Source organism: Curtobacterium sp. GC_Cur_3 (assembly GCF_026544205.1).
In the GTDB taxonomy this organism is placed as follows: Bacteria; Actinomycetota; Actinomycetes; order Actinomycetales; family Microbacteriaceae; genus Curtobacterium.
On the sequence record NZ_JALNUI010000005.1, the window covers coordinates 124,814 to 148,897 of the forward strand.

The window sequence follows — 24,084 nt, forward strand, 5'->3', positions numbered from 1 at the left end:
GTGTTGCCACCGCCGGGTTGGGCTGCGGAGCGCCGTGGACGTGTAGGCAGGGTGCATGGCCCCCCAGAAGCAGCCCTTCCGTGCCCGCCGCGCCCTCGTCACCGGAGCGAGCGGGGGCATCGGCGAAGCGCTCGCCGTCGGACTCGCCCGTGGCGGCAGCGACCTCGTCCTGGTGGCGCGGTCGGCCGACAAGCTCGAGGCGGTCGCCGCCCGGGTCCGCCGTGACCACGGGGTGCGCGCGGAGGTCCTCGTCGCCGACCTGTCCACCGACGCCGGCGTCGACCACGTCATCACGTCCCTGGCCGGCAGCCGGGTGGACATCGTCGTGGCGAACGCCGGTCTCGGGTCGCACGGTGACTTCGTCGACGACTCCGAGGAGCGGAACCGGACCCAGATCGCGCTGAACATCACCGCGGTCACCCGGCTCGTGCACGCGTTCCTGCCGGGGATGCTCGCGCGCGGGGTCGGTGGCGTGATGACGGTCGCCTCCACCGCGGCGTTCCAGCCGACACCGGGCATGGGCGTCTACGGCGCGACGAAGGCCTTCGTGCTCTCCCTGACCGAGGCGATCTGGCAGGAGACCCGCGGCCGTGGTGTCCGTGTGCTCGCTCTCTGCCCGGGGCCGACCGAGACGGGGTTCTTCGACGCCGCGGGCAGCTCGTCGCTCGAGGGCGGACGACAGACCGCGGAGCAGGTCGCCGCCGTCGGGCTCCGGGCCTTCGCGCGGGCGGGCGGTCCGACCGTCGTGTCGGGCCTCGGCAACACGGTCATCGCGAGCGCGCACCGGTTCGTGCCGCGCGGGCTGATGGCCCGGATGTCGGCGCTCTACACCGCGGGCGACTGACGCCAGGACCGGACGGGCGGCTGGATGATCCGCCGGTCGGACGCGCACCAGCGGGCGACGATGCCGACGACCACGGCGCCGCCACCGTCGGCGAGCAGGTCCCCGATCGTGTCGTCGTACCCGACGAAGATCGTGGAGTCGAGGTAGTTGTGGCCGACCCACTCGAACATCTCCCACACGGCGCCGATCGCCAGGCCGACGGTCCCGCAGACGACGACCGCGACGACGAGCCGCATCCGCGTGGCGTCGGGCAGGATCCCGAGGTCCGACGCGATGACGACCACAAGCACGGCGAGCGCACCGACGAGCAGGAAGTGGATGGCCTTGTCCCAGCCGGGGACGGTCGTGTACCACTCGAGGGCGCTGCTCCACCCGGCCACCAGGGCGAGCAGGCACAGTGCGACGTCGAAGCCCGGGCGGAGTCCGAGGATGCGCGGGACGACCACGCCGAAGAGCGTCAGGGACATCACCGCGAAGGCGATCGGTCCCCAGCCGAGCGTCGCGCCCGGGATGCTGAGGAGCGTCAGGACCCGCAGGACGTCCGCGACCCACTCGGTGCCACGGGGGCGCCGGAGGAAGGTCGGTCCTGCGGTGCGGAGGATGCTCGTCACGGGGTCTCCCATCGGATGACGGCGTGCACGGGGGTGTGGTCGGACGGCCAGACGCCACCGGGTCGACGGGTCGAGACGGCCACGCGCTCGACGACGGCACGGGCGGCGGGGTGGTCGCGGGTGACCAGGACGCGGTCGAGGCGGGGGCCGCCCGGTCGCGGTTCCCGGTAGTGGGCGTAGGTGCAGACGCTCGCGGGTCGGTCCCGCTCGGGCACGCGGTCCCAGGTGTCGTCAAGTCCCTCGGCGGTGAGGACCCTGGCGGCCGGTGACCGCTCCCCGGCGTTCCAGTCGGCGAGCACCACGGCGGGCAACCCGGTCTCCCGTACGAGCGCACCGACGAGCCGCGCGGACCGGACCTGCGCCAGCGGCGAGAACGGGTCGACGTGGGTGGCGAGGGCGACGAAGCGGACGCCGGTGACCCGGTCCTCGAGCTCGACGAGCACCGCGATGCGGGGGAAGGGCGCACCCCAGGCCCGGCTGCCGACCCGGGAGCGGTCCGGCCCGAGGGCGACGGTGGTCGTGGTGCCCACCTCGAGTCGGTCGGTGTCGACGACGACCCCGACGTGCTCGCCGCCGGTCGTGCCGTCGGCGCCCTGTCGGTCCGCGACCACGGCCGTCCACCGCGACCCCATGGCGGCGGTGAGGTGCTGCACCTGGGTGGGCACGGCCTCCTGGACAGCCAGCAGGTGGGGTGCTTCGGACCGGACCAGCGCGGCAACCGCCGGGGCCCGCCGCGCCCAGGTGTCGGGATGCATGGCGCGGAGGTGCGGCATCGGTCGGCGCACGTTGAAGGTCATGCAGTGCAGGGCCGGCGCGGCGACGGGGCCCACGACCGGGGCGTCGTCGGGCGTCACGGCTGCTGGACCGACGCCCGGTCCGGCTGCCGCACGACGCGGACCGGACGCGTGCCGACGAGCACGCGGCGCATGATGCGGGCCGGGGTGAACGCCCGCATCCCGGAGACCCGCATGGTCCGCGCGGCCTTGCGGGTCCGGACGACCAGGCCCCACGGGTCCTGCACGGGCGTGCTGGACACGGACGCGACGAGCCCGAGGTCGAGGACGGTGCGCCAGGTCGGGTCGAACTGGATCGAGAGGTCGATGTCGTCGTGCACCATCGGGTCGTGGTGCACGCGGTGCCGGATCGCCAGCCACGCGGAGCGCCGCATCAGCATGTTCGAGCCGAACAGCGGCGGACGACCGAGCGCTGCGGTCATCAGCGTGAAGTACGCCCCCATGTACGCGACCTGCCACACGGTCCTGGCCACGGGGCGGAGGTCCCGGAACCGACCGGGCCCGGTGACCGCCGTGACGAGCGGGTCGGCGAACCGGGCGGTGCCGCGGGCGATCCAGTCGCTGGGGAGCACCGAGTCGGAGTCGACCCGGGCGATGACCTCGCCCGACGCGGCGTCGTAGCCGCGGCTGGCGGCGGACGCGATGCCGCGGACGGGCTCGTGCAGCACGACGGCCCCGGCGGCACGCGCGACCTCGGCGCTGCCGTCCGAGCTGCCGTTGTCCACGACGATGACCTCGGTCGGGAGCACCGTCTGGGCGGCGAGGGAGGCCAGGCAGGCTCGGAGCTGGTCGGCGTCGTCGAGCACCGGGATGACGACGGTGACGGAACGCATGCCCCCCAGCCAACCAAGACCGGGCTGAGCGCTGGTCCTGTCGCGGATGGCCGTTCGGCGCGCCGGGGTACGACGACGAGCCTCGGACACAGCACCACGTCGGTAGAACTGGGACCATGACCACTTCTTCGCGCACACCGCTCGGCGTGACCCTCGTCGACGGCGGCGCCAACGTCGCCCTGTTCTCCAGCACCGCGGAGCGGGTCGAGTTCTGCCGCTTCGACGAGGACGGCACCGAACACCGCACCGAGCTGACGCAGCGCACGGGCTACACGTTCCACGACATCGTGCCGGACGTCGCCATCGGCACCCGCTACGGCTTCCGGGTGCACGGCGCATGGGACCCGGCGAACGGCCTGCGCCACAACGGCGCCAAGCTGCTGCTCGACCCCTACGCCACCGCGATCGACGGTGAGTACGAGTGGGGCCAGGCGCTCTTCGGCCACGACATGAACGAGCCCGAGCAGATCGACGAGACCGACTCGGCCTCCGCGATGCCGCGCTCGATCGTCGCCGACCGCTCCTTCGACTGGCAGGGCGACACCCGCCTGGGCACCGACCTGGCCGACACCGTCTTCTACGAGGTGCACGTCAAGGGCTTCACGAAGCAGCACCCCGACGTGCCCGAGGAGATCCGCGGCACCTACGCCGGCATGGCGCACCCGGCGGCGATCAAGCACCTCGTCGACCTCGGGGTCACGGCCGTCGAGCTGCTCCCCACGCACCAGTTCGTCCAGGACTCGACGCTCGTCGACAAGGGCCTGCGCAACTACTGGGGCTACAACTCCATCGGCTTCTTCGCGCCGCACAACGAGTACTCGTCCACGGGCACGGCCGGCCAGCAGGTCGTCGAGTTCAAGGAGATGGTCAAGGCCCTGCACGCCGCGGGGCTCGAGGTCATCATGGACGTCGTCTACAACCACACCGCCGAGGGCAACCACATGGGCCCGACGCTGTCCTTCAAGGGCATCGACAACGCGTCGTACTACCGGCTCGTGGAGGGTGGCGAGGCGAACTACTTCGACACGACCGGCACCGGCAACTCGCTCAACGTCGGCCACCCGACCGCGCTCGGTCTGATCATGGACTCGCTGCGCTACTGGGTCGAGGAGATGCACGTCGACGGCTTCCGCTTCGACCTGGCGACGACCCTGACCCGCCAGGACGGCGAGGCCGAGAAGCACTCCGCGTTCCTCGACATCATCCACCAGGACCCGGTGCTCCGCGAGGTCAAGATGATCGCCGAGCCGTGGGACACCGCCGGCTACCAGGTGGGCGGCTTCCCGGCCGACTGGTCCGAGTGGAACGGGAAGTACCGCGACGACCTCCGCGCGTTCTGGCGCGGCGACGAGGGTGCACTGGGCGACGCCGTGCAGCGCGTCCTCGGCAGCCCCGACGTCTACGAGGGATCGCGCCGTTCGCCGCTCTGCTCGGTCGACTTCGTGACCGCCCATGACGGTTTCACGCTCGCCGACCTCACGATGTACGCCGAGAAGCACAACGAGGCGAACGGCGAGGACAACAACGACGGGGAGAGCGACAACACGTCGTTCAACGGCGGCATCGAGGGCCCGACGGACGACGGCGCGGTGAACGACTACCGCGACCGCCAGCGTCGGAACTTCCTCGGCACCCTGATGCTCTCGGCCGGTGTGCCGATGATCCTCGGCGGCGACGAGATCGCCCGGTCGCAGGGCGGCAACAACAACGCCTACTGCCAGGACGACGAGATCTCGTGGTTCGACTGGGCCGCGGTGGACCAGGACCTGCTCGCCTTCACCACGTCGGCGATCGCGTTCCGCCAGCAGCACGAGGCGCTCCGCCCCGAGTGGTACCGCACCGCGCCGGGTCACTCGGAGTCCACGGTCTCGGTGCTCCGCGCCGACAACGCGGGCTTCGAGGACGGCGACTGGGCCGACGGCGGCAACCGTGCCGTGATGCTCGTGCTGGAGCAGGGCGACGACTCGGTCTCCGTGCTGCTGAACGCGTCCGAGACCACGGTCGAGTTCACCCTGCCGGAGAAGCCGGGCGGCGGCACCTGGTCGCTCGGGCTCTCGAGCGACCCGGAGCAGCAGCTCGACGGCGACGCGACCACGCTGCTGGTGCGCGACGCGTCGTTCACCGCGCTGGCCTGACCCAGAGCGGCAGTGGCCTGAGCCGCGTCCTGCGGCCGCCCCGCGTCGGGGCCCGAACCCGACGCGTTGCGGCTGCGGAGACGCGATGACTGACAGACGGGAGGCTCCCCACCAGCTGGTGGGGAGCCTCCCGTTCCGTGTGTGGCCCGGTGCGGGCCGACAGCTGCCCTAGATCACGAGCAGGCGCGTGAACTGCGCCGTGGAGACCTGCTGCGCGGCTCCGCCAGCGGCGGGGACGCGCCACAGGCCGGCCGACGGGGCACGGTCGACGTCGAGGAACACGTCGCCGGCCTCGGTCGCGACACCCACGTGCGATCCGCGCGAACCCGCGGTGATCCCGGACACGGCGAGCGTCTGCTGGGTCCCGTCACGACCGACGACGAGCTCCGTGGCGAGCGACCGGTCGATGTCGCACGTGCCGGACAGCTCGGCGGCCTGGGTGCACCACCCGGCGGACCGCACCAGTCGGAACGTCGTCGAGTTCGTCGCGCCGTACTCGAAGGCGTCGCTGGTGGTCAGTCGCGTCAGCGCGCTCTCGCCCGCGCGGACCTCGACCCAGGGGTACTGTCCGTCGCGGCCGTCCTGGGTCAGTGTCAGGTACAGGTTCCCGGCGTCGTCGGACTGCAGCCCACCGACGACCGGGTACACACCGCTGTAGCTGAAGGCCCGGACGGTGACCACCCCGGCCGCACTGCGCTGGGCGATGCGTGCTTCGAACGGGCTGTTGTTGTACGCGGTCACGATGCCGTTCCGCGAGACGACCCACGCGTGCTTGCCGTACTGCACCGTGCCGAAGTCCGCGACGACCCGCGGAGCGGACCCGTCGATCGGGAGCATCGTCACCGAGCCGGACACCGAGTCGGCCCAGTACAGGTTGCCGGCGACGTCGGACCGGAGGTCAGCGGTCAGGTGCAGGCCCGTCGCGACCGTACGAGCGGCCCCACCACCGGCCGGGTACATGAGGATCGAGGTCAGGTCGGCCGAGGGCACGAACACGTCCCCGCGGTCGTCGGCGGTGTAGCCCGTGCCGTTCGTCGCGACCGTGGTGCCGGTCGTCGTGCTCCCGGTGCTCCCGGTGCCGAACCGGACGACGCTGCCCTGGGCGTCCAGCGCGAAGAGCGCCTGCGGCGTGGGTGCGGCGGACGTCGCGGTGTACTTGACGCTGACGGCCGGCCCGGTCTGCTTCGCGGCGACCGCGCGCACGGCGAACGTGTACGTGGTGCCGGTGCGCAGCGCGCCGAAGTGGTCCCAGCGGGCGGTGGCGGGCAGGCGGTCGACGCCGCCGTTCGGCTGGCTCTCGGCGGGCGTCACCGTGACGGTGTAGCCCGTGATGCGCGGGCCGGAACTCGGCGCGCCCCAGGTGACGTCGGCGTCCCCCTCGGACCCCGTGACACGGACGGACGTCGGCGCACTCGGCGTCGACGACGCCGGGGCAGCGTGCGCCGGGAGCGCACCCCCGACGACGAGTGCAGCCGCGGCTGCGATGGTGAGCATGCTCTTGAACACGACGATCCCCTCAACGTGCTGCGGCACCGGTGCCGCTGCTGTGCACAGCAGAGCAGGTCCCGTGCCGCGCCAGGGGGCCGTGCCGAACATTGCGGTACGACGTACGGGAATCCGCACCGGACCAGCCGGTACGCGGCGTGCCTCAGTGCCCGAGCTCGACGAGCAGCACCCCCACGATGATCAGCCCGATGCCCGCGAGCATCGTCCGCGTCAACGGGTCCTTGAACAGCACCCGCCCGAGGACCGCCGTCAGCGCCACCCCCGTCGCCGCCCAGACCCCGTAGGCCACCCCGATCGGCAGGCCCGTCGTCAGCGCGACCGCGAGCAGCGAGAACGCCACCAGGTACCCGGCCACCACCGCGACGTACCAGCGACGCCTGCCGTCCGTCGCGACCTTCAGGCTCATCGTCGCGAAGACCTCGGTGACGATGGCGATCGCGAGCAGCACCCAGCCCATCAGCGGGCTCCGTCCTTGCGTGCGGCGAGCGCCCGCTGCGAGCCGACCTCGACGAGCAGCACCCCCGCCGCGATGAACGCGATGCCGACCAGCATCACGGGGGTCAGCGACTGCCCGAACAGCACGGCGGCGAGCACCGCGGTCAGAGCAACGCCCGAGGCGCCCCAGACGCCGTAGGCGACCCCGATGGCCATGCCCCGGCGGAGCACCTGGACGAGCAGGAAGAACGACCCGACGTACCCGACCACGACGAGCCCGTACCAGCCCGGTCGCTCGACGGCGGCCTGCAGGGACAGCGCCGCGGTGACCTCGGAGAGGATCGCGCCGGCGAGGAACAGCCACTTCACGAGCGGACCCCCTCGGCGTCGGCGTCGCGCACGGCGAGCGCCCCGGTCACCCGCGCGCCGAGGGTCAGCGTCGCCTCCGCCGCGGCGTCGTCCCGGTCGCTGAGCCACGCGGACACCGCTCCCTCGACGACCGCCACGAGCAGCCGCCCGACGTGCTCGGTCGGCACGCTCCACCGACGGCCGTGCGCGTCCGACCACCGCGTCAGGTTCTCCGTGACCGCGCTGACGTAGGCCGTCTGTTCCCACCGGGCCAGGTCCCGCAGCTCCGGGTCGCGTCGCGCCAGTGCGGTGAGCTCGAGGAGCGCCATCGCCTCCTCCGGTGCGGCCCGGACACGGTCCAGGGAGGCCAGGAGCCCCGCGACGATGCGCTCGCACGGGTCGTCGGTCGGTGCCGAGTCGTCGTCGAAGGCCGAGGCCATGGACCGCCGGAGCTCCCGGTCGAGCACGGCGCGGAACAGCTCGCCCTTCGACCCGAAGCAGTACGCGAACGTGCCGTGGGGGAGTCCGGCGCGGGCCGTCACGGCGCGGGTGGTCACGGCGCGGACGCCCTCGTCGGTCATCACCGCGACGGCGGCGTCGACGAGCTGGGCCCGACGTTCGTCCGCGCTGCGATGAGTGCTGGTGGTCATGGGACGACCGTACCGGCCGAGTTGGCCAGGTGGCCAAGTCGGTCAGTGCTGTCCCAGCCGACGGACAGGCGGCCTGGAGGCTCGGTGCCAGGTGGCACCGCGCCTCCCGTCGGTCCGGTGTCAGTGGCGCGTCAGCGCCACGTGAGTGCCGCGGCCGATGATCAGGGCATCCGATCGAAGGAGCACACCGTGCAGAACACCCGAGTCCTCGTCTCCGGCGCGAGCATCGCCGGCCCCGCCCTGGCGTACTGGCTGCACCGGTCCGGGTTCGACGTCACCGTCGTCGAGAAGGCCGGCAGCATCCGACCCGGCGGGCAGGCCGTGGACTTCAAGGGGCCGATCCACCTGCGCGTCCTGCGCGAGATGGGCATCCTCGACGAGGTGCGCGCCGCCGACGTCCGTGACGAGGACGGCATCATCGTGAACGCCGCCGGCCGGAAGGTCGGGACGGCCCCCGGTGCCTTCGGCGCGGGCGAGGTGAACATCCCCCGTGGCGACCTCGCCCGGATCCTGCACCGGCTGACCGAGGACACCGTCGAGTACGTCTTCGGGGACTCGATCACGAGCCTGACCGACACCGGCGACGGCGTCGACGCGACGTTCGAGCACGGAGCACCGCGGACGTTCGACCTGGTCGTCGGCGCGGACGGCATGCACTCCACCGTCCGCCGGCTGGCGTTCGGACCCGAGTCGGAGCACGTCACGCACCTCGGCTACCACTACGTCCTGGCCGACCTCGACACCGGCCCCGACGACGTCATCTACAGCGAACCGGGCATCACCGTCATGCTCGGCGGGACCAAGGCGCCGGCGTTCTTCGTCTTCGCCGGCCCACCGCTGCCCCCGGCGCGCGACGACGTGGCCCGGCAGAAGCAGCAGGTGACCGAGGCGCTCCGCCGTGGGAAGTGGCGGATCCCCGAGCTGCTGGAGCAGCTGCCCGACGCCCGCGACTTCTACACGGACTCGATCAGCCGTGCGACGGTCGACCACTGGTCCCGCGGCCGCGTCGTGCTGCTCGGCGACTCCGCGTGGGGGAACGCCCTCGGCGGGTACGGCACCGGCCTCGCCGTCGTGGGCGCGTACGTCCTCGCCGGGGAACTGGCGCGTGCCGGCGGTGACCACGTCATCGCGTTCGAGACGTTCGAGCGCCGCTACCGGGACTACGCGTCGATCTCGCACAAGGTGAACGCCGGCAAGCTCCTCGCACCGAGGACGGCCGCCGGCATCCGCGTCCGCAACCTGCTGTTCAGTGCCCTGGCCGTCTTCAGTCCGCTCATCCGGGTCATCGACCGACCCGCCTCGAACCTCGTGCTCGAGGACTACGAGGTCGGTCGCACCGACCGGGACACCGATTCCCGCACTGGTCCGCACGCGGGCACGACCGGTGTCGGGGGCGCGGACTAGCGTCGCGGGCGCGGCGACCGGCATCGATCGACGCGACCCCGTCCCGAGGAGCCGCCCGTGCCGCTGCAGCCCATCTCCCGTCGCTCGGTGCTCGTCGGTGCGTTCGGGTTGGCCGCGGCCGGGGCCCTCAGCGGGTGCGTCGCGAACAACGGTCCCGTGCCGAGCACCGCCGCAGCTGGGTCGAAGGCCGACATCGGCGAGGTCGAGGGCACGATCCGCTTCGCGTTCTGGGGTGGCAGCGACGGGGAGAACGCCGGGTTCGCCCACGCGAAGAAGGTGTTCGAGGCCCGGCACCCGAAGGCCACCATCGTGCTGCAGACGCTGCCCTACGACGGGTTCTTCTCCGGCATCGACCGGGGCATCCTGTCGCGAACGGCACCGGACGTCTTCCGGGTCGACTACACGAGCATCGGCAAGTACACCTCGCACGGGGTGCTGCTCGACATCACGCCGTACCTGAGCGCCACCGAGTCCGCCGGCTTCCTGCCCGCACTCCGCGACGCCGTCCGGTTCGAGGGCCGCACCTACGGCGTCCCGCACCAGACCGACACCTCGGCGATCGCGTTCAGCCGCGACGCCCTCGACGAAGCGGGCATCGGCGCGGTGCCCGACCGGCTCGAGGACGCCTGGACGTGGGAGGAGTTCACCGCGGTCGCGACGAAGCTCCGCAAGGCCCTGCCGGACGACAAGTACCCCTTCGCGTACGACTGGACCGCCGCCGGCGCCTACCGCTGGGCGAGCTTCCTCTACCAGGCGGGCGGGTCGCTCCTGACGCCGTCGTTGAAGCACTCGGCGGTCGACGGCGACCCCGCGCGCAAGGCCATGGCGTTCACGCAGCGGTTCTTCGACGAGCGCTGGGTGCCGGCGAACAACACGATCAAGACGACCGTCTACTCGGACAACTTCTTCCTGAACCAGACCGTCGCGATGACGTTCATCGGCGACTTCCTGGTGCCCGAGCTCGCCGACACGAAGAACGGCTACCAGGGCGGCAAGTGGGCGACCACGTACATGCCCCGCGACCAGGCAGCCGCATCCGACCTCGGCGGGAACGCCGTCGTCGCCACCCGTGACACCGAGCACCCGGAGCTCGCGGCCGCGTTCCTCAAGTTCCTCGTGGAAGAGGCCCAGATGCGTGACTTCTGCCAGCGGGCGAACGAGCTGCCGACGCTGAAGAGCCTGGCGGACACGCCCCTCGACTACGCCGTGCGCCCGGACGTGATGGACGTCTTCACGCAGCAGGCCACGACGATCACCGAGACCGCCGTCCGCGAGACCGTCGTGCCCGGGTTCGCCTCGGTCAACACGGCGCTGCAGGACCAGCTCGAGCTCGCCTTCCACGGCCGCGGGACCGACGCCGCGGTGACGGCAATCGACGCCGCCGTCGAGCAGGCGGTGGCGGCGTGACCGGCGCAGCCGAGCGCATCGGCGGAGCCACCGCGGGCGGGGCCGTCCGTCGGGGTCCGCGCCGGACGGTCGGGGGGTTCCGGGGGTCCAGCGGGGCCGCGGCGACGGCGTTCCTGGTGCCGAACGTCGTCCTCATCGTGGTCTTCACGCTGCTGCCGCTCGTCTACGCCCTGGTCATCAGCTTCCAGGACCTCGACTCCCTCGGTGGCACGAGCTGGGCGGGCCTCGGCAACTACGCGCGCCTGGTGACGGACCCGGTGTTCTGGCAGTCGGTGGCGAACACGGGCGTCTTCACGCTGTTCACGGTGCCGGTCGGCATGGCCATCGGGCTCGGCGTCGCGGTGCTGCTCAACGGCGTGCTGCCCGGGCGTGCGGTCTTCCGGACGATCATCTTCCTGCCGCTGGTGGTCTCCGGCGTCGCGACCGGTGTCCTCGGCGCGTGGATGTTCGACCAGAACAACGGCTTCGTCGACGAGTTCCTCCGCTCCCTCGGGCTGCCGCAGATCCAGTGGCAGTCGAGTGGCGGCTGGGCGATGACGGCCGTGATCCTGATGACGCTGTGGCAGCGCATCGGCTTCGACATGCTCATCTACCTCGCCGGGCTGCAGGGCGTCGACCCCGCGGTGCAGGAAGCGGCGACGACCGACGGTGCGAGCGGCTGGCAGCGCTTCCGGCTCATCACGTTCCCGCTGCTCGGCCCGTCCACGTTCTTCCTGCTCGTGATGAACCTCATCTACTCGTTCCAGGTGTTCGACACCGTGTGGGCGATGACCCGCGGTGGCCCCGGCTACGGCACCACCACGATCGTGTCCTACGCGTACCGGGTGGCCTTCGACGAGCACGGCCCCCAGCTGCTCGGGTACGGCGCCGCGGTGGGCATCGTCATCTACCTCGTGACCCTGCTCATCACGGGCCTCCAGTGGCGGTTCAACGCCGGACGGGACCAGACCGACTGATGACCTCCACCACCTGGGACACCGGCGCCGCCGACTCCGCACCCGCTGCCGCCGCCCGCACCGCCACCCGGTCGCCGAGGAAGCGCCGCGGACGACTGCTCTGGCTGCGGCTGACCGTCGCGGTCATCGTGACCGTCGTGATGGCGTTCCCGCTCTACTGGATGCTGCTCACCGCGTTCTCGACCCGGGCCGACCTGTACGCGCCGGGGCTGCAGCTCTGGCCGGGGCACTTCACGATCCAGAACTTCGTCCGTCCGTTCCAGGAGTTCCCGGTCTGGCGCTGGTTCGGCAACTCGCTGCTGATCTCCGTCGTCGTCACGGTCATCACCGTCGTGTGCAACCTGCTCGCCGGGTACGCCTTCGCCAAGCTGCGCTTCCGCGGCCGCAACGCCCTGTTCCTGGTGCTGCTGTCGACGCTGATGATCCCGCCGCAGGCGATCATCGTGCCGCAGTTCTTCATCTCGATCGGCCTGCACCTGTACGGCGGACTGTGGGCGGTCATCCTGCCAGAGGCCGCGGCGATCTTCGGGGTGTTCCTGGCCCGGCAGTTCTTCCTCGCCGTGCCCGACGAGCTCATCGAGGCCGCCCAGCTCGACGGCGCCGGCCGCTTCCGCACGTTCGTGTCGGTCGTGCTCCCGCTCTGCCGGCCGCTGCTCGCCGTGCTGGTGCTCCTGACGTTCATGGGCGAGTGGAACGCCTTCGGCTGGCCGCTCGTCGCCCTGTCCGGCAACCAGGACCTGTTCACCGTCCCGATCGGCATCGTCGGAACGCTGCAGGGCCAGTACACGTCGGACTACGGCGCGATCATGGCCGTCAACCTGCTGATGATCCTGCCGATCGTCGCCCTGTTCCTGGCCTTCCAGCGGTACTTCGTCGAGGGGCTGTCGCGGAGCGGCCTGCGGTGAGCGCAGCCGAACCGACGACTGGCCGCCCGACTCCAGAGGACGCCCGCCACTGGATCACCGCCGACTTCGCGATGCAGGTCGCCGCGATCGAGGAAGTGTCCGGCGGCACCGACGTCTCCGCCGTCGTCTGGCGGTTCGTCGACGACACCGGTGACGCCTGGGCCGCGAAGTGGACCACCCGCACCACCACGACCGGCACGCGCCTGGTCGGGTCGATGGCCGACGCCGGGCTCGACCGCGCCCCGGGGACCGTCCCGACCGTGGACGGCCGCCGCCGCAGTCGTCGTGGCGGTGGGCGGCTCGCCGTCTCGCGCTGGTCCGAGGGCGAGGACGCCGCCACGGTCGGCCTCGACCTCGACGGCTGGCACGCCTACGGGGAGCTCCTCGCCGACGTGCACGCCCACGCGTTCCCGCTCCCACCGCGTCGGCAGGGCGCACGCCGGGGGATCCGGCGCCGACGGCAGCGGTACCGTGCCGCGATCCGCATGCTGGATGCGCGACCCACGGGAGACGACGTCCTCCGCCTGTGGCGCGACGCCCGACCCCGGATCGCCCTGCTGCAGCAGGGCACGACGCTCGCCTCGGCAGCGCCCGGCGAACGCGTCCCGTGCCACGGCGACCCGCACCTCGGCAACGTCCTGGTGGAACCGGACAGCGGGCTGCGGCTGGTCGACTGGGACGAGGCCGTCGTCGCCCCGCGCGAGCTCGACCTGCACCTCGTCGAGTTCAGCGTGCTGTTCGCCCCGGCTTCGCCCGAGGAGCTCGCCGCGTTCCGTGCCGGCTACGGACCCGTCGTCCTCGACGAGCACCGCCTGGTCCGGTACGCCTGCGTCCGCGCGCTCGAGGACCTGACGTCGACGATGACGGCGGCACTCGACGGATCCGACGAGGACCGCACCGAGGCCCTCCGGGTCTTCACCGGGATCCTCGCCCCGACCGGCTCGGCCTCCCTGGTCGAGGACCGTCTGCGCGCCGCGCTGGCAGACGCGGCGACGCCGTCCTGACCACGGACAGATGGGAGGCTCCCCACCGGTCCGGTGGGGAGCCTCCCGTCTGTCCGCTGGTCGCGGTCTGTCAGCTGGTCGCCGTGAGTGGTCAGTCGTGGCCGTTGATCAGGCCGAGGTAGCGCCCGAAGCGGGGCGTCGGCTCGTCGTGGAGCGCGCGCGGCGCGGGCCAGCAGTCGAGCTCGTCGAGGGTCGCGGTGGAACGGTCGAGGTCGTGGCTCATGGGGTGCTCCTTCTTCGGGGGTGAGGAGTACTACGCCGGAGCGGTGTCAGCCATTCCCGCGGTGCCCCGCCGTCAGGCGGTTCCCGGGGAACCGGCCGCCGGTTCGCGTTCCCCGGACATCTCGCCGCCGAGGAGCGGCAGCAACGCGGACGCGACCACCTCGGCGCCGGTGGCGTCGTCGCCGACCGTGACCGGTGCGAACCACGTGTTGCTCGCGAGGACGACCGGGAACGCACGGGACAGCAGTTCGCGCCCGGCCGAGGTGAGCGTCAGGCGCGACAGCCGCCCGCGACCCGGCTCGGCACCGCGCACCAGCAGCCCGCGCGCACCGAGTGTGCCGACGAGCGCGGTCATGCTCTGCGGCCGCACGCCGACCGCACGGGCGAGCTCGGCCTGGCTGAGCTCCTCGGACGTGGCGAGCTGGACGAGCACGCCGAACTCCACGGGCGTGAGCTCCATCGGCGCCAGCTCGGTCGCCAGGCGTCGTGCGAGTTCGCGGCCGGCGCGGATGACCGTCCAGGCGGCGACCGCGTCGACGTCGTCACGCGATGCTGCGAACTCCGGGGGCACCGCTCGATCGTAGCGGAGGAGGGGCTACTATCAGGTAACTGATACCGAAGGAGACGACATGAGCGACATCGTGGCAGTCACAGGAGCGACCGGGGACGTCGGCGGCAAGACGGTCGAGGCCCTCCGCGCCGCGGGGAAGACCGTCCGGGCGATCGCGCGGCGGCGGGAGCAGGTCGAGGCCTTCCGGGCCCGCGGGATCGATGCCAGACAGGCGGACCTCGGGGACCTGCCCGCCCTGACGGCGGCACTCGAGGGCGTCGACCAGGTGTTCCTGGTCACGGCGGCGACCCAGCAGCAGCGAGAGCACGGCGCGGTCGGCGTGCAGGCCGCGCAGCGTGCCGGGGTGCGGGCGCTCGTGCACCTGTCGGGCGGGGACGCGGCGCTGGGGTCGACGATCCCGTGGGCTCGCGCGGTGGCGGAGATCGACGTGGACGTGCGGGCCAGTAATCTGGAGTGGACGATCCTGCACCCGTCGGGCTTCATGACGAACCTGGTGCCGTCCGGGCCGGCGATCCGCCGCGGGTTCTTCCCGCAGACGATGGGCCGCGGGGTGATCGACTGGATCGACAGCCAGGACATCGCCAGGGTGGCCGCACGGGTGCTGACCGACGGCGTGCACGTCGGAGCCGAGCCCGTGCTCACCGGGCCCGAGCTGCTCGACGGCCGCGGGGTCGCCCGGGCGTTGAGCCAGGGCCTCGGACGGCGGGTGCGGTACGTGCACCTGCCCAGTCGAGCGTTCGCGGGCCTGCTGCGGGCGACCGGCATGCCCGCGTGGCAGGCGGCAGGGCTGCGTCAGCAGTTCGGCATCGTCGCCCGACACGGCCTCGACGGCATCGCGGTGCACACGGACGAGGTCGAGCGGATCACCGGGACGCCGGCGCGGTCGATGGCGGACTGGGCGCGGGCGTCGCGGGGGGTGTTGCTGGGGCGCTGACGGCGACTGACACCCACGCCAGCCGCCGAGCGCGCACACTGGGACCATGGCTGCGATCGACCTCCGTACGCGACTGCTCGGCCGACTGCTCAGCGCCGCCTCGGTCACCCGCCGGTCGGAGGAGCAGATCCTCGCCGACCAGCGCCGCGAGATCGGCCACAACCCCGTCGTCGACCTGCTGCTGGGCGGACTCACCCCGGGCATCGCCGTCCGCGACACCACCGCCACCGGCGCGGACGGCCCGATCGGCGTCCGCGTCTACCGGCCCACGACCTTCCGCGGCACGCCCCCGCTCGTCGTCCTCATCCACGGCGGCGGCTGGACGTCCGGGTCGCTCGACACCTACGACTGGCTCGCCAGCAGCATCGCCCGGGACGCCCAGGCCGTGGTCGCCTCCCTGGACTACCGCCTGGCCCCCGGCGCGCGCTGGCCCGCCGCCGCCGAGGACTCCTACGCCGCCACCGTCGACCTCGTCGGCCGCGGCCACGAGCTCGGTGCCGACACGAGCCGCCTGGCCGTCGTCGGCGACAGCGCGGGTGGCAACCTCGCCGCCGTCGTCGCCCTCGTGGCACGTGACCGCTCCGGCCCGCCGATCGCGTTCCAGGGCCTCATCTACCCCGCCACCGACCTGACGATGGCGAGTCCGTCCATCGACGAGAACGCGCACGCCCCGATCCTGACGAAGGCGGACATGCTCGCCTTCCGCGGCCACTACCTGGCGGGCCAGGACCCGACCGACCCGTACGCCTCGCCGCTCTTCGCCGACCTGACCGGCCTGCCGCCGGCCCTGGTCCAGGTGGCCGAGCACGACCCGCTCCGCGACGACGGCCTCCGCTACGCCGCAGCCCTCCTGGAGGCCGGGGTCGCCGTGCGCACGACGACCTACGTCGGCATGCCCCACGGCTTCATGGCCTTCCCCCGGATCAGCCGGGCCGTCCCGCAGGCGCTCGGCGAGCTGACGGCGGGGCTGCGGTCGGCACTGGCGTCCCCGTGATCGCCGCGGTCGGGCACGCGCTCGCCGTCCGCCTGCACGCGATCACCTTCGCGGCCGCCGGGCTCTGCACCGTCCTGATCGCCGTCGTGCCCGCCGGCACGGGCGCTCGGTCCGCCGCCGCGATCCTCGCCGGCACCCTGACGCTGGCCGGGCTCGGCATCATCGCCACGGGCCTGTCCGACGAGCGGCCCCTCCGCCAGGTCCCGCTCGCCATGCCGCTGCTGATGACCGCTGCCGGGGCCGCCGTCGTCAAGACGGTCCTGCTGCAGGCCGGTCGACCGCAGCCCGCGGTCCTGGCAGCCTCCGCCGTGGTCGGTCTCGTCGGCGGGCTCGCCGTCGCCGTCGCGGTCGTCCTGCTGCTCGTGGCCCGGTCGCGGCACCGGCTGACGATCGGCACCCTGGTCGGTCTCGGCCTGGTCGGGATGCCGGCGCTCGTCTCGAACACCCTGCTGCTCGTCCCCGGTGTCAGCGGTGACGTGAACCACGTCGCCACCATGGCCGGGGTCGTGGTCACGGGCGCCGGACTCCTGCTCATCGCCCTCGCTCTGGCCCGTCGGCCGATGGGCACCGCGACGGTCCGCGACGACGCTCGGCTGGCATCCCGCCGCTGACGGCAGTGCGGTTCCCGCCGGGTCCCTGGTGCGGATGCCCGCGCGGGCGTACTGTTCCCGCCAGGTGACCCCGGACCCCGGCCGCCGGATCGGAACCACGCATGCAGTGTTCGCCTTCGGCAGCTCGTGCGCTGTGCCGACTCACCTCCCGAGCCGCGGGCCCCGGGAGCAACGTCGCTCCTGCAGGATCGCCCGCGTGACAGGGCGCACCGTCGCGGGGGTGGCGACGTGCGCTTGAAGCCGGTGGGGTCCTGACCCGACAGCGCTCCACCGGCTTCCGTCAGCTCTGCGACCGGTCAGCCCAGCCGAGCGGCATCAGCGTCGGCGGCCTGGTCAGACTCTGAGTCCGCGTCCGGCACCGGCCGGAGGAACCGCCACGTCGCGATAGCCGCAGCCAGGCCGGCGGCCACGGACATGCCCAACGGGAACGCCACGACGTCTGGCAGGGACGACGGCCCGGAGAACCACAGCACCACGAGTGACGACGTCACCAGGGCGAGCAGTCCGGCGAGCACCGCATGCGCGGCCGTGTGCGCGCCGCGGGACCGCACCCGCCGCAGTGCCCGGCCGAGCAGGTACGTGCACGGGAGCGCGACAGCCGCGCCGCCCAGTGCGAACACCGCGGTCGCGACCACGGTGACGATGACCAGCCACAGCATCTGGCTCAGTTCACCGACGCCCCCGCCACTGGTGACTGCGGCAAGGAGGTAGAAGACCACTGCGCCGATCGGCGCCGTCACCCCCGCCAGCCACAGGTAGCTCCGTCCGACCAGCCGGCCGGTCTCGTCCAGTCCCCAGGTGTCCACGCCGTCCACCCTGCCGCACCGCGGCAGCAGGGCGGCGCTCCGTTCCGCGATCGGGATCAATGGTTGTACTGGAGGCTCCCCACCAGCTGGCACCGAGCCTCCCGTCCGGCGGCTGGTCGCCAGTAGGGTCCACCTGTGATCGTCTGGTTGAACGGAACGCACGGTGCGGGGAAGACCACCACGAGTCGGCTGCTCCAGCCGCTGCTGCCGGGATCGCAGATCCTGGACGCTGAGAAGGTCGGCGAGGTCCTCATGGACATCACGCCCGGGCTGCCACCGACGGACAACTTCCAGCACTGGGACCCCTGGCGCCCCCTCGTGGTCGAGACGGCCCGCCGCGTGCACGACTACATCGGCGGCGGGCCGCTCATCATGCCGATGACCGTCCTGGTCCAGGCCTACTGGCGCGAGATCCAGGCCGGCCTCGCTGCCTCGGGCATCCCGGTGCGCCACTTTGTGCTGCACGTCGACGGCCCCACACTCGTCGACCGGATCCAGAACGACCAGGAGCTCGGCCCCTCGACGTTCCGGTTCGCGTACGTCGACGCCTACGCCGAAGCGGCAGCGGGCTGGCTGCACCGGGAGGCCGAGGTCGTCGACGCGACCTCGATCCCCGCGGCCGAGGTCGCGCAGCAGATCGCGGACGCGGTGCAGCTGCCGCCCGTGCGTCGTCCTCAGACCGCGGTGTAGCCGCCGTCCGCGACGAGCACCGACCCGGTGATGAACGACGCGGCATCGCTGGCGAGGAAGACGACGCTCGGCGCGATCTCCTCGGGCAGTGCGAACCGCTGCTGCGGGGCGTCGTCGATCCAGTAGCGCTTGAAGTCCTCGCGATCGACGGGCGCCATCTCCGTCTTCACGTAGCCGGGGGCGAGGGCGTTGACGCGGATGCCGTACTGCGCCCACTCGACGGCGAGGGACTTCGTCAGGTGGTGCACCGCGGCCTTGGACGCGTTGTACGCCGGCTGCCACTGCGGGCGGTTCACGATGATGCCCGACATGCTGCCGATGTTGACGATCGAACCCGAACCGGCCTCGCGCATGTGTGCACCGACGGCGACGGTGGCCTTCCAGAGTGCACGGACGTTGAGGGTGAAGACGGCGTCCCACTCGTCGTCGGTGACCGCGAAGGCCTCGTTGTGGACGCAGGTGCCGGCGTTGTTGACCAGGACGTCGATCGTGCCGAAGGCGGCGAGCGCCTCCTCGGTCATGCGGGTGACCTGGGCGTCGTCGGTGATGTCCGCCGTGATCGTGACGAACTCGTGCCCCACCGCGGCGGCCTCGGCGGCGACCCGCTCGTTGCGGTCGGCGGAGCGACCGACGATGGCGACGCGGGCACCGGCCTCAGCGAGGCCGAACGCGAACGCCTTGCCGAGGCCCTGGTTGCCGCCGGTGACGATCGCGGTCTTGCCCTGCAGGCTGAAGGGGGAGGTCATGTGGTGCCTTTCGACGCGTCCGGTCGTGCGGAAGGCTCAGTCCACCACGAGTTCGCGAACCAGGGCCGGAATGCGCTCGCGGAACGGGAAGAACCCGCGGGACGCGTACGGCCACGCCGAGCTGTCCCATCGCCGTCGGACGGTGACGAGGGAGACACCCTCGGCGGCGAGGGCAGCACGCAGCACCCCGAGTCGCCCGTGGACCGGGCCGACCGGTGCGTACGGCACCACCACGGTGTCGAGCTGCTCGGACTCCGCCCAGCGCAGGAGGGTCGACGGCAGCGTGTCGGCCAGCACTTGAGCGGGACGGCCGCTCGCGTCCAGTGTCCGTTCGGCCGCGTCGTCGAGGGCAGTCGTCGTGAAGGCCTCGACGACCTCCGAGACCGAGAACGGCGAGCGCGCGGCGGGGTCCGCGGCGACCGCTGTCGCGATCGGGCGGTTGGGCAGCCGGGGGTGCTCGGTCAGCAGGCTCGTCGCTTCGAGGTCCTCCTCGTGCAGCAGCAGCCCGACCCGCTCGCCGATCGTGCCCACGACGTCGTCGGACTCGATCGGCGTGCGTGGTGGGAGCGGTTCCTCGGAGAGCGCCGGGGCGGTCGTGGCCAGCCCACTCGGCGAGAACCGGCCGTCCGTGTACCGCGCGATGTTGGACGCCGATGCCAGGTAGGTCTTGCCCGCGGTCTGCAGTCCCGCGACCCACCGCCACGACAGGGTGTTCGAGGCCGCGTCGCCGTCGAGCAGGTGACGGTGGAAGAAGTCGGCCCCGAGCTGCCACGGCAGGCCGAGCGTGAAGACCCAGATGCTCGCGAACCACATGCGCGTGTGGTTGTGGAGGTAGCCCGTGTCGATGAGCTCGCGTGCCCAGGCGTCCATCGCGTCGATGCCGGTCCGGCCGTTGACCGCGTCGTCGTAGCCGGCCGGCAGGGTTCCCGTTGCGAACTCGTCGACCTCGCGCCGGTAGCGCCGCCACACCTCGGGGTTCTGCTCGAGCCAGCCCTTCCAGTAGGTGCGCCAGAAGACCTCCTGCACGAACTTCTCGGCGGCGGGCAGGCTGTGGCGGTCGAGGACGGCGGCGACGACCTCGTGCTCGGTCACCAGGCGGTGCCGCACGTAGGGCGACAGGCCCGAGACGTTCGTGCGCGATGCCCCGAGGTCCGCGTTGCGGTCGCGGGCGTAGTCGCGGCCGGCGCGGGGGACGAAGTCGTCGAGGGCGTCGAGGCCGGCGGCTCTGGTGGGGATGAACACCTCCTGATGATGCAGGGGACCTCCGACGGTGCCGGGGGTCTGTAGCGCTTTCCGGGCTACGCGCGGGACAACAGCGCCGGGAGCTCCGCCATCGACGAGAACGTGACCGCGCCAGCGGCGCGGAGCGGCCCGGGTGCGGTCAACCCGGCCGCGTACCCGAACACGGTCATGCCGGCCGCACGCGCTGATCGGACGCCGGTGACGGAGTCCTCCACGGCGACGCAGGCGGTCGGGGGCACCGCGAGCAGGTCTGCGGCCCTGAGGTAGACGTCCGGGGCAGGCTTCCCCTGCACGACGTCGTCGGAACCCACGACCAGGTCGCCGAAGTGCTGCAGGAGCCCCACCAACGCAAGACTCTCCCGGACCCGTGCGTGGGAACTGTTCGAGGCGACGGCCACGGGCACGTCGAGCCCAGCGAGCACGTCCTGCACACCGTCAACGGCCTGCAGGTCCTCGTGGAGTGCGCGGTGCACCAGCGGCTCGTAGGGCTCACGCCACCCGACGGGCAGACTGCCGAGATGCCGCTCCACCTCCTCGACGAAGTGCGCAGCGGTGTGCCCGACGAACCGGTCGTGGACCTCCTGCAGCGTCATCTGCCAGCCGAAGTCGGCGAGCATCCGCTGGTCGATCGCCGCGAGCGGTGCCTCGCTGTCGACGAGGACGCCGTCGCAGTCGAACACCACCGCGCGGAAGGACGTTGCTCCGGTCATCGTGTCAGGCGACCTTGCGCAGGAACGCACGCGTGCGAGCGTGCTGCGGGTCGTCGAACACCGCGTTCGGCGGCCCCTGCTCGACGATCACGCCACCGTCCATGACGACGACCCGATCCGCCACGTCGCGTGCAAAGCCCATCTCGTGCGTGACGACCACCATCGTCATGCCGTCTCCCGCGAGACCCCGCATCACGTCGAGCACCTCCCCGACGAGTTCCGGGTCCAGGGCACTCGTCGGTTCGTCGAAGAGCATGAGCTTCGGTTTCGACGTCAGCGCACGCGCGATCGCCACGCGCTGCTGCTGGCCGCCGGAGAGCTGCCCCGGGTAGGCGCGCTCCTTGCCGGACAGGCCGACCCGCGCGAGCATCGCGGCGGCCCGCTCCGTCGCGGAGGCGCGGTCCTCGCGTCCGATGAGCACCGGAGCCTCGATGAGGTTCTGCATCACCGTGCGGTGCGGGAACAGGTTGAACTGCTGGAACACCATGGCCATCGATGCCCGCTGCTTCGCGATCTCCTTCTCGCTGCGCTCGACGAGGTACCCGCGCCGCTCGCGGTACCCGACGATCTCGCCGTCGACGACGATCCGACCGGCGCTGATCCGTTCCAGGTGGTTGACGCACCGGAGGAACGTCGTCTTGCCCGAGCCGGACGAACCGAGCAGGCAGACGACCTCGCCGGCATGGACGTCGAGGTCCAGCCCGTTGAGGACGGGGGTCGACCCGAAGTGCTTGTGCACGCCGCGGGCAGAGATCATCGGACGGTCGTCGGGGTGGGTGCTGGTGCTCACGGTGTTCCTCCCTGGGCCGGGACGGGGGTCGGGGTGGTGACGGTGCTCACCGGTGGGGTGGGTCGGGCGTGCACCCGGAACGCCCGACGCAGCAGCGCGAGCACGGGGTCCTCCGTGGCCGCCGGGCCGCGAAGGGCGTAGTGGCGCTCGATCTGGGTCTGCACGATCGTCAGCACGGTCGTGACGAGGAGGTACCAGAGGCTGGCGACGATGAGCAGCGGGATGATCTGGTACGTCCGCGAGTAGACGAGCTGCGCGCTGTAGAGCAACTCCGGCATCGCCAGCACGCTCACCACCGACGTCGTCTTCAGCATGCCGATGGTCTCGTTGCCGATCGGCGGGATGATCACCCGCATCGCCTGCGGCAGGACGACCCGCCGCATCGTCATGAGTCGCGTCATGCCGATCGAGGCGGCGGCGTCCAGCTGCCCGTGGGGGACGGAGAGGATGCCGGCGCGGACGATCTCCGCGGTGTAGGCCGCCTGGTTCAGGCCCAGCCCGAGCAGCGCAGCGGTGTACGGGGAGATCACGCTGTTCGTCGTGACCTCGCCGAACACCATCGGCGTGAACGGGACGCCGTAGCGGAGCGTCGGGTACAGCGACGACAGGTTGAACCAGAAGATCAGCTGCACCAGGAGCGGGGTGCCCCGGAAGAACCAGATGTAGCACCCTGCAGCGGCGGACACGGCCGGGTTCGAGGTCCCCCGCATCACGGCGAGGAGGGTGCCGAGCAGGACGCCGCCGACCATCGCGAACACCGTCAGTTCGATCGTCCGCCACAGCCCCCCGACGATGGAGGACGAGAGGAAGTACTTCCCGACGACGGCCCACTCGAAGTGCGGGTTCGTGACGAGCGCCTGGACGATCATCGCGGCGATCACCAGGACGACGACGGTGGCAACCCACGACAGGGGCTTCGGTCGACTCCGGGCCCGGAGGGGGACGAAGGTGTCGCCCGCCTGCTGCACGTCGCTCATGTCACTCGGCCTTGCCGTTGGTCGCAGGGTTGACGTAGGCCTTGTCGATCGCGCTCTTCCCGAGTCCCCACTTCTCGAGGAGCTGCTGGTAGGTCCCGTTCTCGATCAGCTCGTTCACGGCGGCGGCCACCGGCTCGGCGAGACCGCTGCCCTGCTTCATGAACACGCCCTCGAGCCCGGCGCGGTAGATCGGCCCCACCACGACGAGCTTCCCGCCGGACCGCTTCGCCTGGTAGGCGGACGTCGGGGTGTCGAAGAAGGCCACGTCGACCCGGCTGCTGTTCAGCGCGAGGTTGACCGCCGCGGCGTCGGGGAAGAGCGAGGTGTCGATCGGCTGCTTGCCGTCGTCGGTGCACTTGGTGCTCTGCTCCGCGAGGTCCTCGACCTGCAAGGAGCCCTTGATCGCACCGGCCTGCTTGCCGCAGAGCGAGGTGATGTCCTTGAGGGACGACTTGTCGGCGGAACGGACGAGGAGCGACTCTCCGGACCGGTCGACACTGACGAAGTCCACGACCTTCTCCCGCTCGAGCGTGGGGGCGGCCGACGAGGCGACGAAGTCGTAGCGGCCGTTCTGGACGCCGGGCAGCAGGGTGTCGAACCCTGCGTTGACGAACGTCATCCGCACGCCGAGCACGTTGCCGATGGCGTAGGTGAGGTCGATGTCGAGGCCCTTGAACGTCTTGCCGTCAGCGTCGAGGAACTCCTTCGGCGCCATCGTCGCGTCGGTGCCCACGGTGAGCCCATCGCGGTACGCGGACGGCACCTTGGCCGCGATGGCGGAGTCCTTCGTGATGGTCCCCTTGATGCCGGTGACGGTGTTGAGGGCTCCCGATCCGCCGGCGGACGAGCCGCTGCCGGCGGAAGCGTCGCTGCTGCAGCCGGTGAGCGTCGCGACCGTGCCGACGGCGAGGACGAGTGCGGCGAGCCGCATGGAGGTGGAGGTGCGCATGGTGGTCCTT

27 protein-coding genes are annotated in these 24,084 nt (G+C 71.8%); 11 read left to right on the forward strand and 16 right to left on the reverse strand.

The window, feature by feature from the left end:
• The first annotated feature begins 55 nt into the window (after positions 1-55).
• Positions 56-844 carry an SDR family NAD(P)-dependent oxidoreductase gene (locus OXR63_RS04100; protein ID WP_267420261.1) on the forward strand — a complete coding sequence of 263 codons (789 nt, stop codon included), beginning with the start codon at positions 56-58 and terminating at the stop codon, positions 842-844.
• Here the strand turns inward: OXR63_RS04100 and OXR63_RS04105 are convergent.
• The 3 genes from OXR63_RS04105 to OXR63_RS04115 are packed head-to-tail and all read right to left on the reverse strand — an operon-like array spanning position 826 to position 3,082.
• Entirely contained in the window at positions 826-1,455 is a 630-nt protein-coding gene (locus OXR63_RS04105) for a hypothetical protein (RefSeq protein ID WP_267420262.1), read from the reverse strand. The two genes, OXR63_RS04100 and OXR63_RS04105, sit on opposite strands and share 19 nt — an antisense overlap.
• On the reverse strand, positions 1,452-2,309 hold the full coding sequence (locus OXR63_RS04110) for an endonuclease/exonuclease/phosphatase family protein (protein ID WP_267420264.1): 858 nt from the start codon (positions 2,307-2,309) through the stop codon (positions 1,452-1,454). The genes OXR63_RS04105 and OXR63_RS04110 overlap by 4 nt, the downstream gene beginning before the upstream one ends.
• Positions 2,306-3,082 (reverse strand): glycosyltransferase family 2 protein, encoded by a 777-nt coding sequence (locus tag OXR63_RS04115; protein ID WP_267420265.1) that lies wholly within the window; start codon positions 3,080-3,082, stop codon positions 2,306-2,308. The genes OXR63_RS04110 and OXR63_RS04115 overlap by 4 nt, the downstream gene beginning before the upstream one ends.
• Before the next feature lie 116 nt (positions 3,083-3,198).
• On the opposite strand from OXR63_RS04115, the gene glgX reads away from it, so the two are divergent.
• On the forward strand, positions 3,199-5,217 hold the full coding sequence (gene glgX, locus OXR63_RS04120) for a glycogen debranching protein GlgX (protein WP_267420267.1): 2,019 nt from the start codon (positions 3,199-3,201) through the stop codon (positions 5,215-5,217).
• A 168-nt stretch (positions 5,218-5,385) separates the two neighbouring features.
• Here the strand turns inward: glgX and OXR63_RS04125 are convergent, their stop codons facing one another.
• The 4 genes from OXR63_RS04125 to OXR63_RS04140 form a co-directional block, all read right to left on the reverse strand.
• Positions 5,386-6,723 (reverse strand): fibronectin type III domain-containing protein, encoded by a 1,338-nt coding sequence (locus tag OXR63_RS04125; protein WP_267420269.1) that lies wholly within the window; start codon positions 6,721-6,723, stop codon positions 5,386-5,388.
• 142 nt (positions 6,724-6,865) lie between these two features.
• Positions 6,866-7,180: a DMT family transporter gene (locus OXR63_RS04130; RefSeq protein ID WP_071278402.1), complete on the reverse strand. Its 315-nt coding sequence runs from the start codon at positions 7,178-7,180 to the stop codon at positions 6,866-6,868.
• The gene (locus OXR63_RS04135; protein WP_267420270.1) at positions 7,180-7,527 is read right to left on the reverse strand and encodes a DMT family transporter; all 348 of its coding nucleotides are present in this window, start codon (positions 7,525-7,527) and stop codon (positions 7,180-7,182) included. Before OXR63_RS04135 ends, OXR63_RS04130 begins: the two co-directional genes overlap by 1 nt.
• Positions 7,524-8,156, reverse strand: coding sequence for a TetR/AcrR family transcriptional regulator (locus OXR63_RS04140; RefSeq protein ID WP_267420271.1), 633 nt, complete (start codon positions 8,154-8,156; stop codon positions 7,524-7,526). The genes OXR63_RS04135 and OXR63_RS04140 overlap by 4 nt, the downstream gene beginning before the upstream one ends.
• 189 nt (positions 8,157-8,345) lie before the next feature.
• On the opposite strand from OXR63_RS04140, the gene OXR63_RS04145 reads away from it, so the two are divergent.
• Genes OXR63_RS04145 through OXR63_RS04165 form a run of 5 tightly spaced genes read left to right on the forward strand, consistent with a single transcriptional unit; the run spans position 8,346 to position 13,832 of the window.
• Complete coding sequence (locus OXR63_RS04145; RefSeq protein ID WP_267420272.1) at positions 8,346-9,560, forward strand: FAD-dependent monooxygenase; 1,215 nt, start codon at positions 8,346-8,348, stop codon at positions 9,558-9,560.
• A gap of 57 nt (positions 9,561-9,617) precedes the next feature.
• Positions 9,618-10,967 carry an ABC transporter substrate-binding protein gene (locus tag OXR63_RS04150; RefSeq protein WP_267420273.1) on the forward strand — a complete coding sequence of 450 codons (1,350 nt, stop codon included), beginning with the start codon at positions 9,618-9,620 and terminating at the stop codon, positions 10,965-10,967.
• Positions 10,964-11,923, forward strand: a complete 960-nt coding sequence (locus tag OXR63_RS04155; protein WP_267420275.1) for a carbohydrate ABC transporter permease — start codon at positions 10,964-10,966, stop codon at positions 11,921-11,923. The genes OXR63_RS04150 and OXR63_RS04155 overlap by 4 nt, the downstream gene beginning before the upstream one ends.
• On the forward strand, positions 11,923-12,828 hold the full coding sequence (locus tag OXR63_RS04160; RefSeq protein WP_267420277.1) for a carbohydrate ABC transporter permease: 906 nt from the start codon (positions 11,923-11,925) through the stop codon (positions 12,826-12,828). The genes OXR63_RS04155 and OXR63_RS04160 overlap by 1 nt, the downstream gene beginning before the upstream one ends.
• Entirely contained in the window at positions 12,825-13,832 is a 1,008-nt protein-coding gene (locus OXR63_RS04165) for an aminoglycoside phosphotransferase family protein (protein WP_267420279.1), read from the forward strand. The genes OXR63_RS04160 and OXR63_RS04165 overlap by 4 nt, the downstream gene beginning before the upstream one ends.
• Before the next feature lie 91 nt (positions 13,833-13,923).
• Here OXR63_RS04165 and OXR63_RS04170 read toward each other — a convergent pair whose 3' ends face one another.
• Entirely contained in the window at positions 13,924-14,055 is a 132-nt protein-coding gene (locus tag OXR63_RS04170) for a hypothetical protein (RefSeq protein ID WP_267420281.1), read from the reverse strand.
• 72 nt (positions 14,056-14,127) lie between these two features.
• Positions 14,128-14,625 (reverse strand): MarR family winged helix-turn-helix transcriptional regulator, encoded by a 498-nt coding sequence (locus OXR63_RS04175; protein ID WP_267420283.1) that lies wholly within the window; start codon positions 14,623-14,625, stop codon positions 14,128-14,130.
• A gap of 58 nt (positions 14,626-14,683) precedes the next feature.
• On the opposite strand from OXR63_RS04175, the gene OXR63_RS04180 reads away from it, so the two are divergent.
• From OXR63_RS04180 to OXR63_RS04190, 3 genes are read left to right on the forward strand one after another with little or no spacing between them, the layout of a single operon-like run.
• Entirely contained in the window at positions 14,684-15,559 is an 876-nt protein-coding gene (locus tag OXR63_RS04180; RefSeq protein WP_267420285.1) for an NmrA family NAD(P)-binding protein, read from the forward strand.
• Between the two features lie 46 nt (positions 15,560-15,605).
• Positions 15,606-16,553, forward strand: a complete 948-nt coding sequence (locus OXR63_RS04185; RefSeq protein ID WP_267420287.1) for an alpha/beta hydrolase — start codon at positions 15,606-15,608, stop codon at positions 16,551-16,553.
• Positions 16,550-17,164 carry a hypothetical protein gene (locus OXR63_RS04190; protein WP_267420289.1) on the forward strand — a complete coding sequence of 205 codons (615 nt, stop codon included), beginning with the start codon at positions 16,550-16,552 and terminating at the stop codon, positions 17,162-17,164. Before OXR63_RS04185 ends, OXR63_RS04190 begins: the two co-directional genes overlap by 4 nt.
• A 296-nt stretch (positions 17,165-17,460) precedes the next feature.
• Here the strand turns inward: OXR63_RS04190 and OXR63_RS04195 are convergent, their stop codons facing one another.
• Positions 17,461-17,979, reverse strand: coding sequence for a hypothetical protein (locus OXR63_RS04195; protein WP_267420290.1), 519 nt, complete (start codon positions 17,977-17,979; stop codon positions 17,461-17,463).
• A 126-nt stretch (positions 17,980-18,105) separates the two neighbouring features.
• Here OXR63_RS04195 and OXR63_RS04200 point away from each other — a divergent pair, with 126 nt between their 5' ends.
• Positions 18,106-18,660, forward strand: coding sequence for an AAA family ATPase (locus tag OXR63_RS04200; RefSeq protein ID WP_267420291.1), 555 nt, complete (start codon positions 18,106-18,108; stop codon positions 18,658-18,660).
• Here the strand turns inward: OXR63_RS04200 and OXR63_RS04205 are convergent.
• Genes OXR63_RS04205 through OXR63_RS04230 form a run of 6 tightly spaced genes read right to left on the reverse strand, consistent with a single transcriptional unit; the run spans position 18,645 to position 24,074 of the window.
• Positions 18,645-19,406: an SDR family NAD(P)-dependent oxidoreductase gene (locus tag OXR63_RS04205; RefSeq protein ID WP_267420292.1), complete on the reverse strand. Its 762-nt coding sequence runs from the start codon at positions 19,404-19,406 to the stop codon at positions 18,645-18,647. The two genes, OXR63_RS04200 and OXR63_RS04205, sit on opposite strands and share 16 nt — an antisense overlap.
• Before the next feature lie 36 nt (positions 19,407-19,442).
• Positions 19,443-20,648, reverse strand: a complete 1,206-nt coding sequence (locus tag OXR63_RS04210; protein WP_267420294.1) for an FAD-binding domain-containing protein — start codon at positions 20,646-20,648, stop codon at positions 19,443-19,445.
• 56 nt (positions 20,649-20,704) lie between these two features.
• Complete coding sequence (locus OXR63_RS04215) at positions 20,705-21,358, reverse strand: HAD family hydrolase (RefSeq protein WP_267420296.1); 654 nt, start codon at positions 21,356-21,358, stop codon at positions 20,705-20,707.
• A gap of 4 nt (positions 21,359-21,362) precedes the next feature.
• Positions 21,363-22,115: an amino acid ABC transporter ATP-binding protein gene (locus OXR63_RS04220; RefSeq protein ID WP_267420318.1), complete on the reverse strand. Its 753-nt coding sequence runs from the start codon at positions 22,113-22,115 to the stop codon at positions 21,363-21,365.
• 29 nt (positions 22,116-22,144) lie between these two features.
• A complete protein-coding gene (locus OXR63_RS04225; protein ID WP_267420297.1) occupies positions 22,145-23,125 on the reverse strand; it encodes an amino acid ABC transporter permease in 981 nt (326 codons plus the stop codon).
• 1 nt (position 23,126) lies between these two features.
• Positions 23,127-24,074: an ABC transporter substrate-binding protein gene (locus OXR63_RS04230; protein WP_267420298.1), complete on the reverse strand. Its 948-nt coding sequence runs from the start codon at positions 24,072-24,074 to the stop codon at positions 23,127-23,129.
• Positions 24,075-24,084 lie beyond the last annotated feature (10 nt).

What these genes read in the sequence shown, in the direction of transcription:
- OXR63_RS04115 (WP_267420265.1), bottom strand. Translation starts at nt 3,082, where the DNA reads ATGCGTTCCGTCACCGTCGTCATCCCGGTGCTCGACGACGCCGACCAG.
- OXR63_RS04220 (WP_267420318.1), bottom strand. Translation starts at nt 22,115, where the DNA reads ATGATCTCTGCCCGCGGCGTGCACAAGCACTTCGGGTCGACCCCCGTC.
- OXR63_RS04215 (WP_267420296.1), bottom strand. Translation starts at nt 21,358, where the DNA reads ATGACCGGAGCAACGTCCTTCCGCGCGGTGGTGTTCGACTGCGACGGC.
- OXR63_RS04160 (WP_267420277.1), top strand. Translation starts at nt 11,923, where the DNA reads ATGACCTCCACCACCTGGGACACCGGCGCCGCCGACTCCGCACCCGCT.
- OXR63_RS04230 (WP_267420298.1), bottom strand. Translation starts at nt 24,074, where the DNA reads ATGCGCACCTCCACCTCCATGCGGCTCGCCGCACTCGTCCTCGCCGTC.
- OXR63_RS04100 (WP_267420261.1), top strand. Translation starts at nt 56, where the DNA reads ATGGCCCCCCAGAAGCAGCCCTTCCGTGCCCGCCGCGCCCTCGTCACC.
- OXR63_RS04205 (WP_267420292.1), bottom strand. Translation starts at nt 19,406, where the DNA reads ATGACCTCCCCCTTCAGCCTGCAGGGCAAGACCGCGATCGTCACCGGC.
- OXR63_RS04225 (WP_267420297.1), bottom strand. Translation starts at nt 23,125, where the DNA reads ATGAGCGACGTGCAGCAGGCGGGCGACACCTTCGTCCCCCTCCGGGCC.
- OXR63_RS04140 (WP_267420271.1), bottom strand. Translation starts at nt 8,156, where the DNA reads ATGACCACCAGCACTCATCGCAGCGCGGACGAACGTCGGGCCCAGCTC.
- OXR63_RS04180 (WP_267420285.1), top strand. Translation starts at nt 14,684, where the DNA reads ATGAGCGACATCGTGGCAGTCACAGGAGCGACCGGGGACGTCGGCGGC.
- glgX (WP_267420267.1), top strand. Translation starts at nt 3,199, where the DNA reads ATGACCACTTCTTCGCGCACACCGCTCGGCGTGACCCTCGTCGACGGC.
- OXR63_RS04130 (WP_071278402.1), bottom strand. Translation starts at nt 7,180, where the DNA reads ATGGGCTGGGTGCTGCTCGCGATCGCCATCGTCACCGAGGTCTTCGCG.
- OXR63_RS04185 (WP_267420287.1), top strand. Translation starts at nt 15,606, where the DNA reads ATGGCTGCGATCGACCTCCGTACGCGACTGCTCGGCCGACTGCTCAGC.
- OXR63_RS04170 (WP_267420281.1), bottom strand. Translation starts at nt 14,055, where the DNA reads ATGAGCCACGACCTCGACCGTTCCACCGCGACCCTCGACGAGCTCGAC.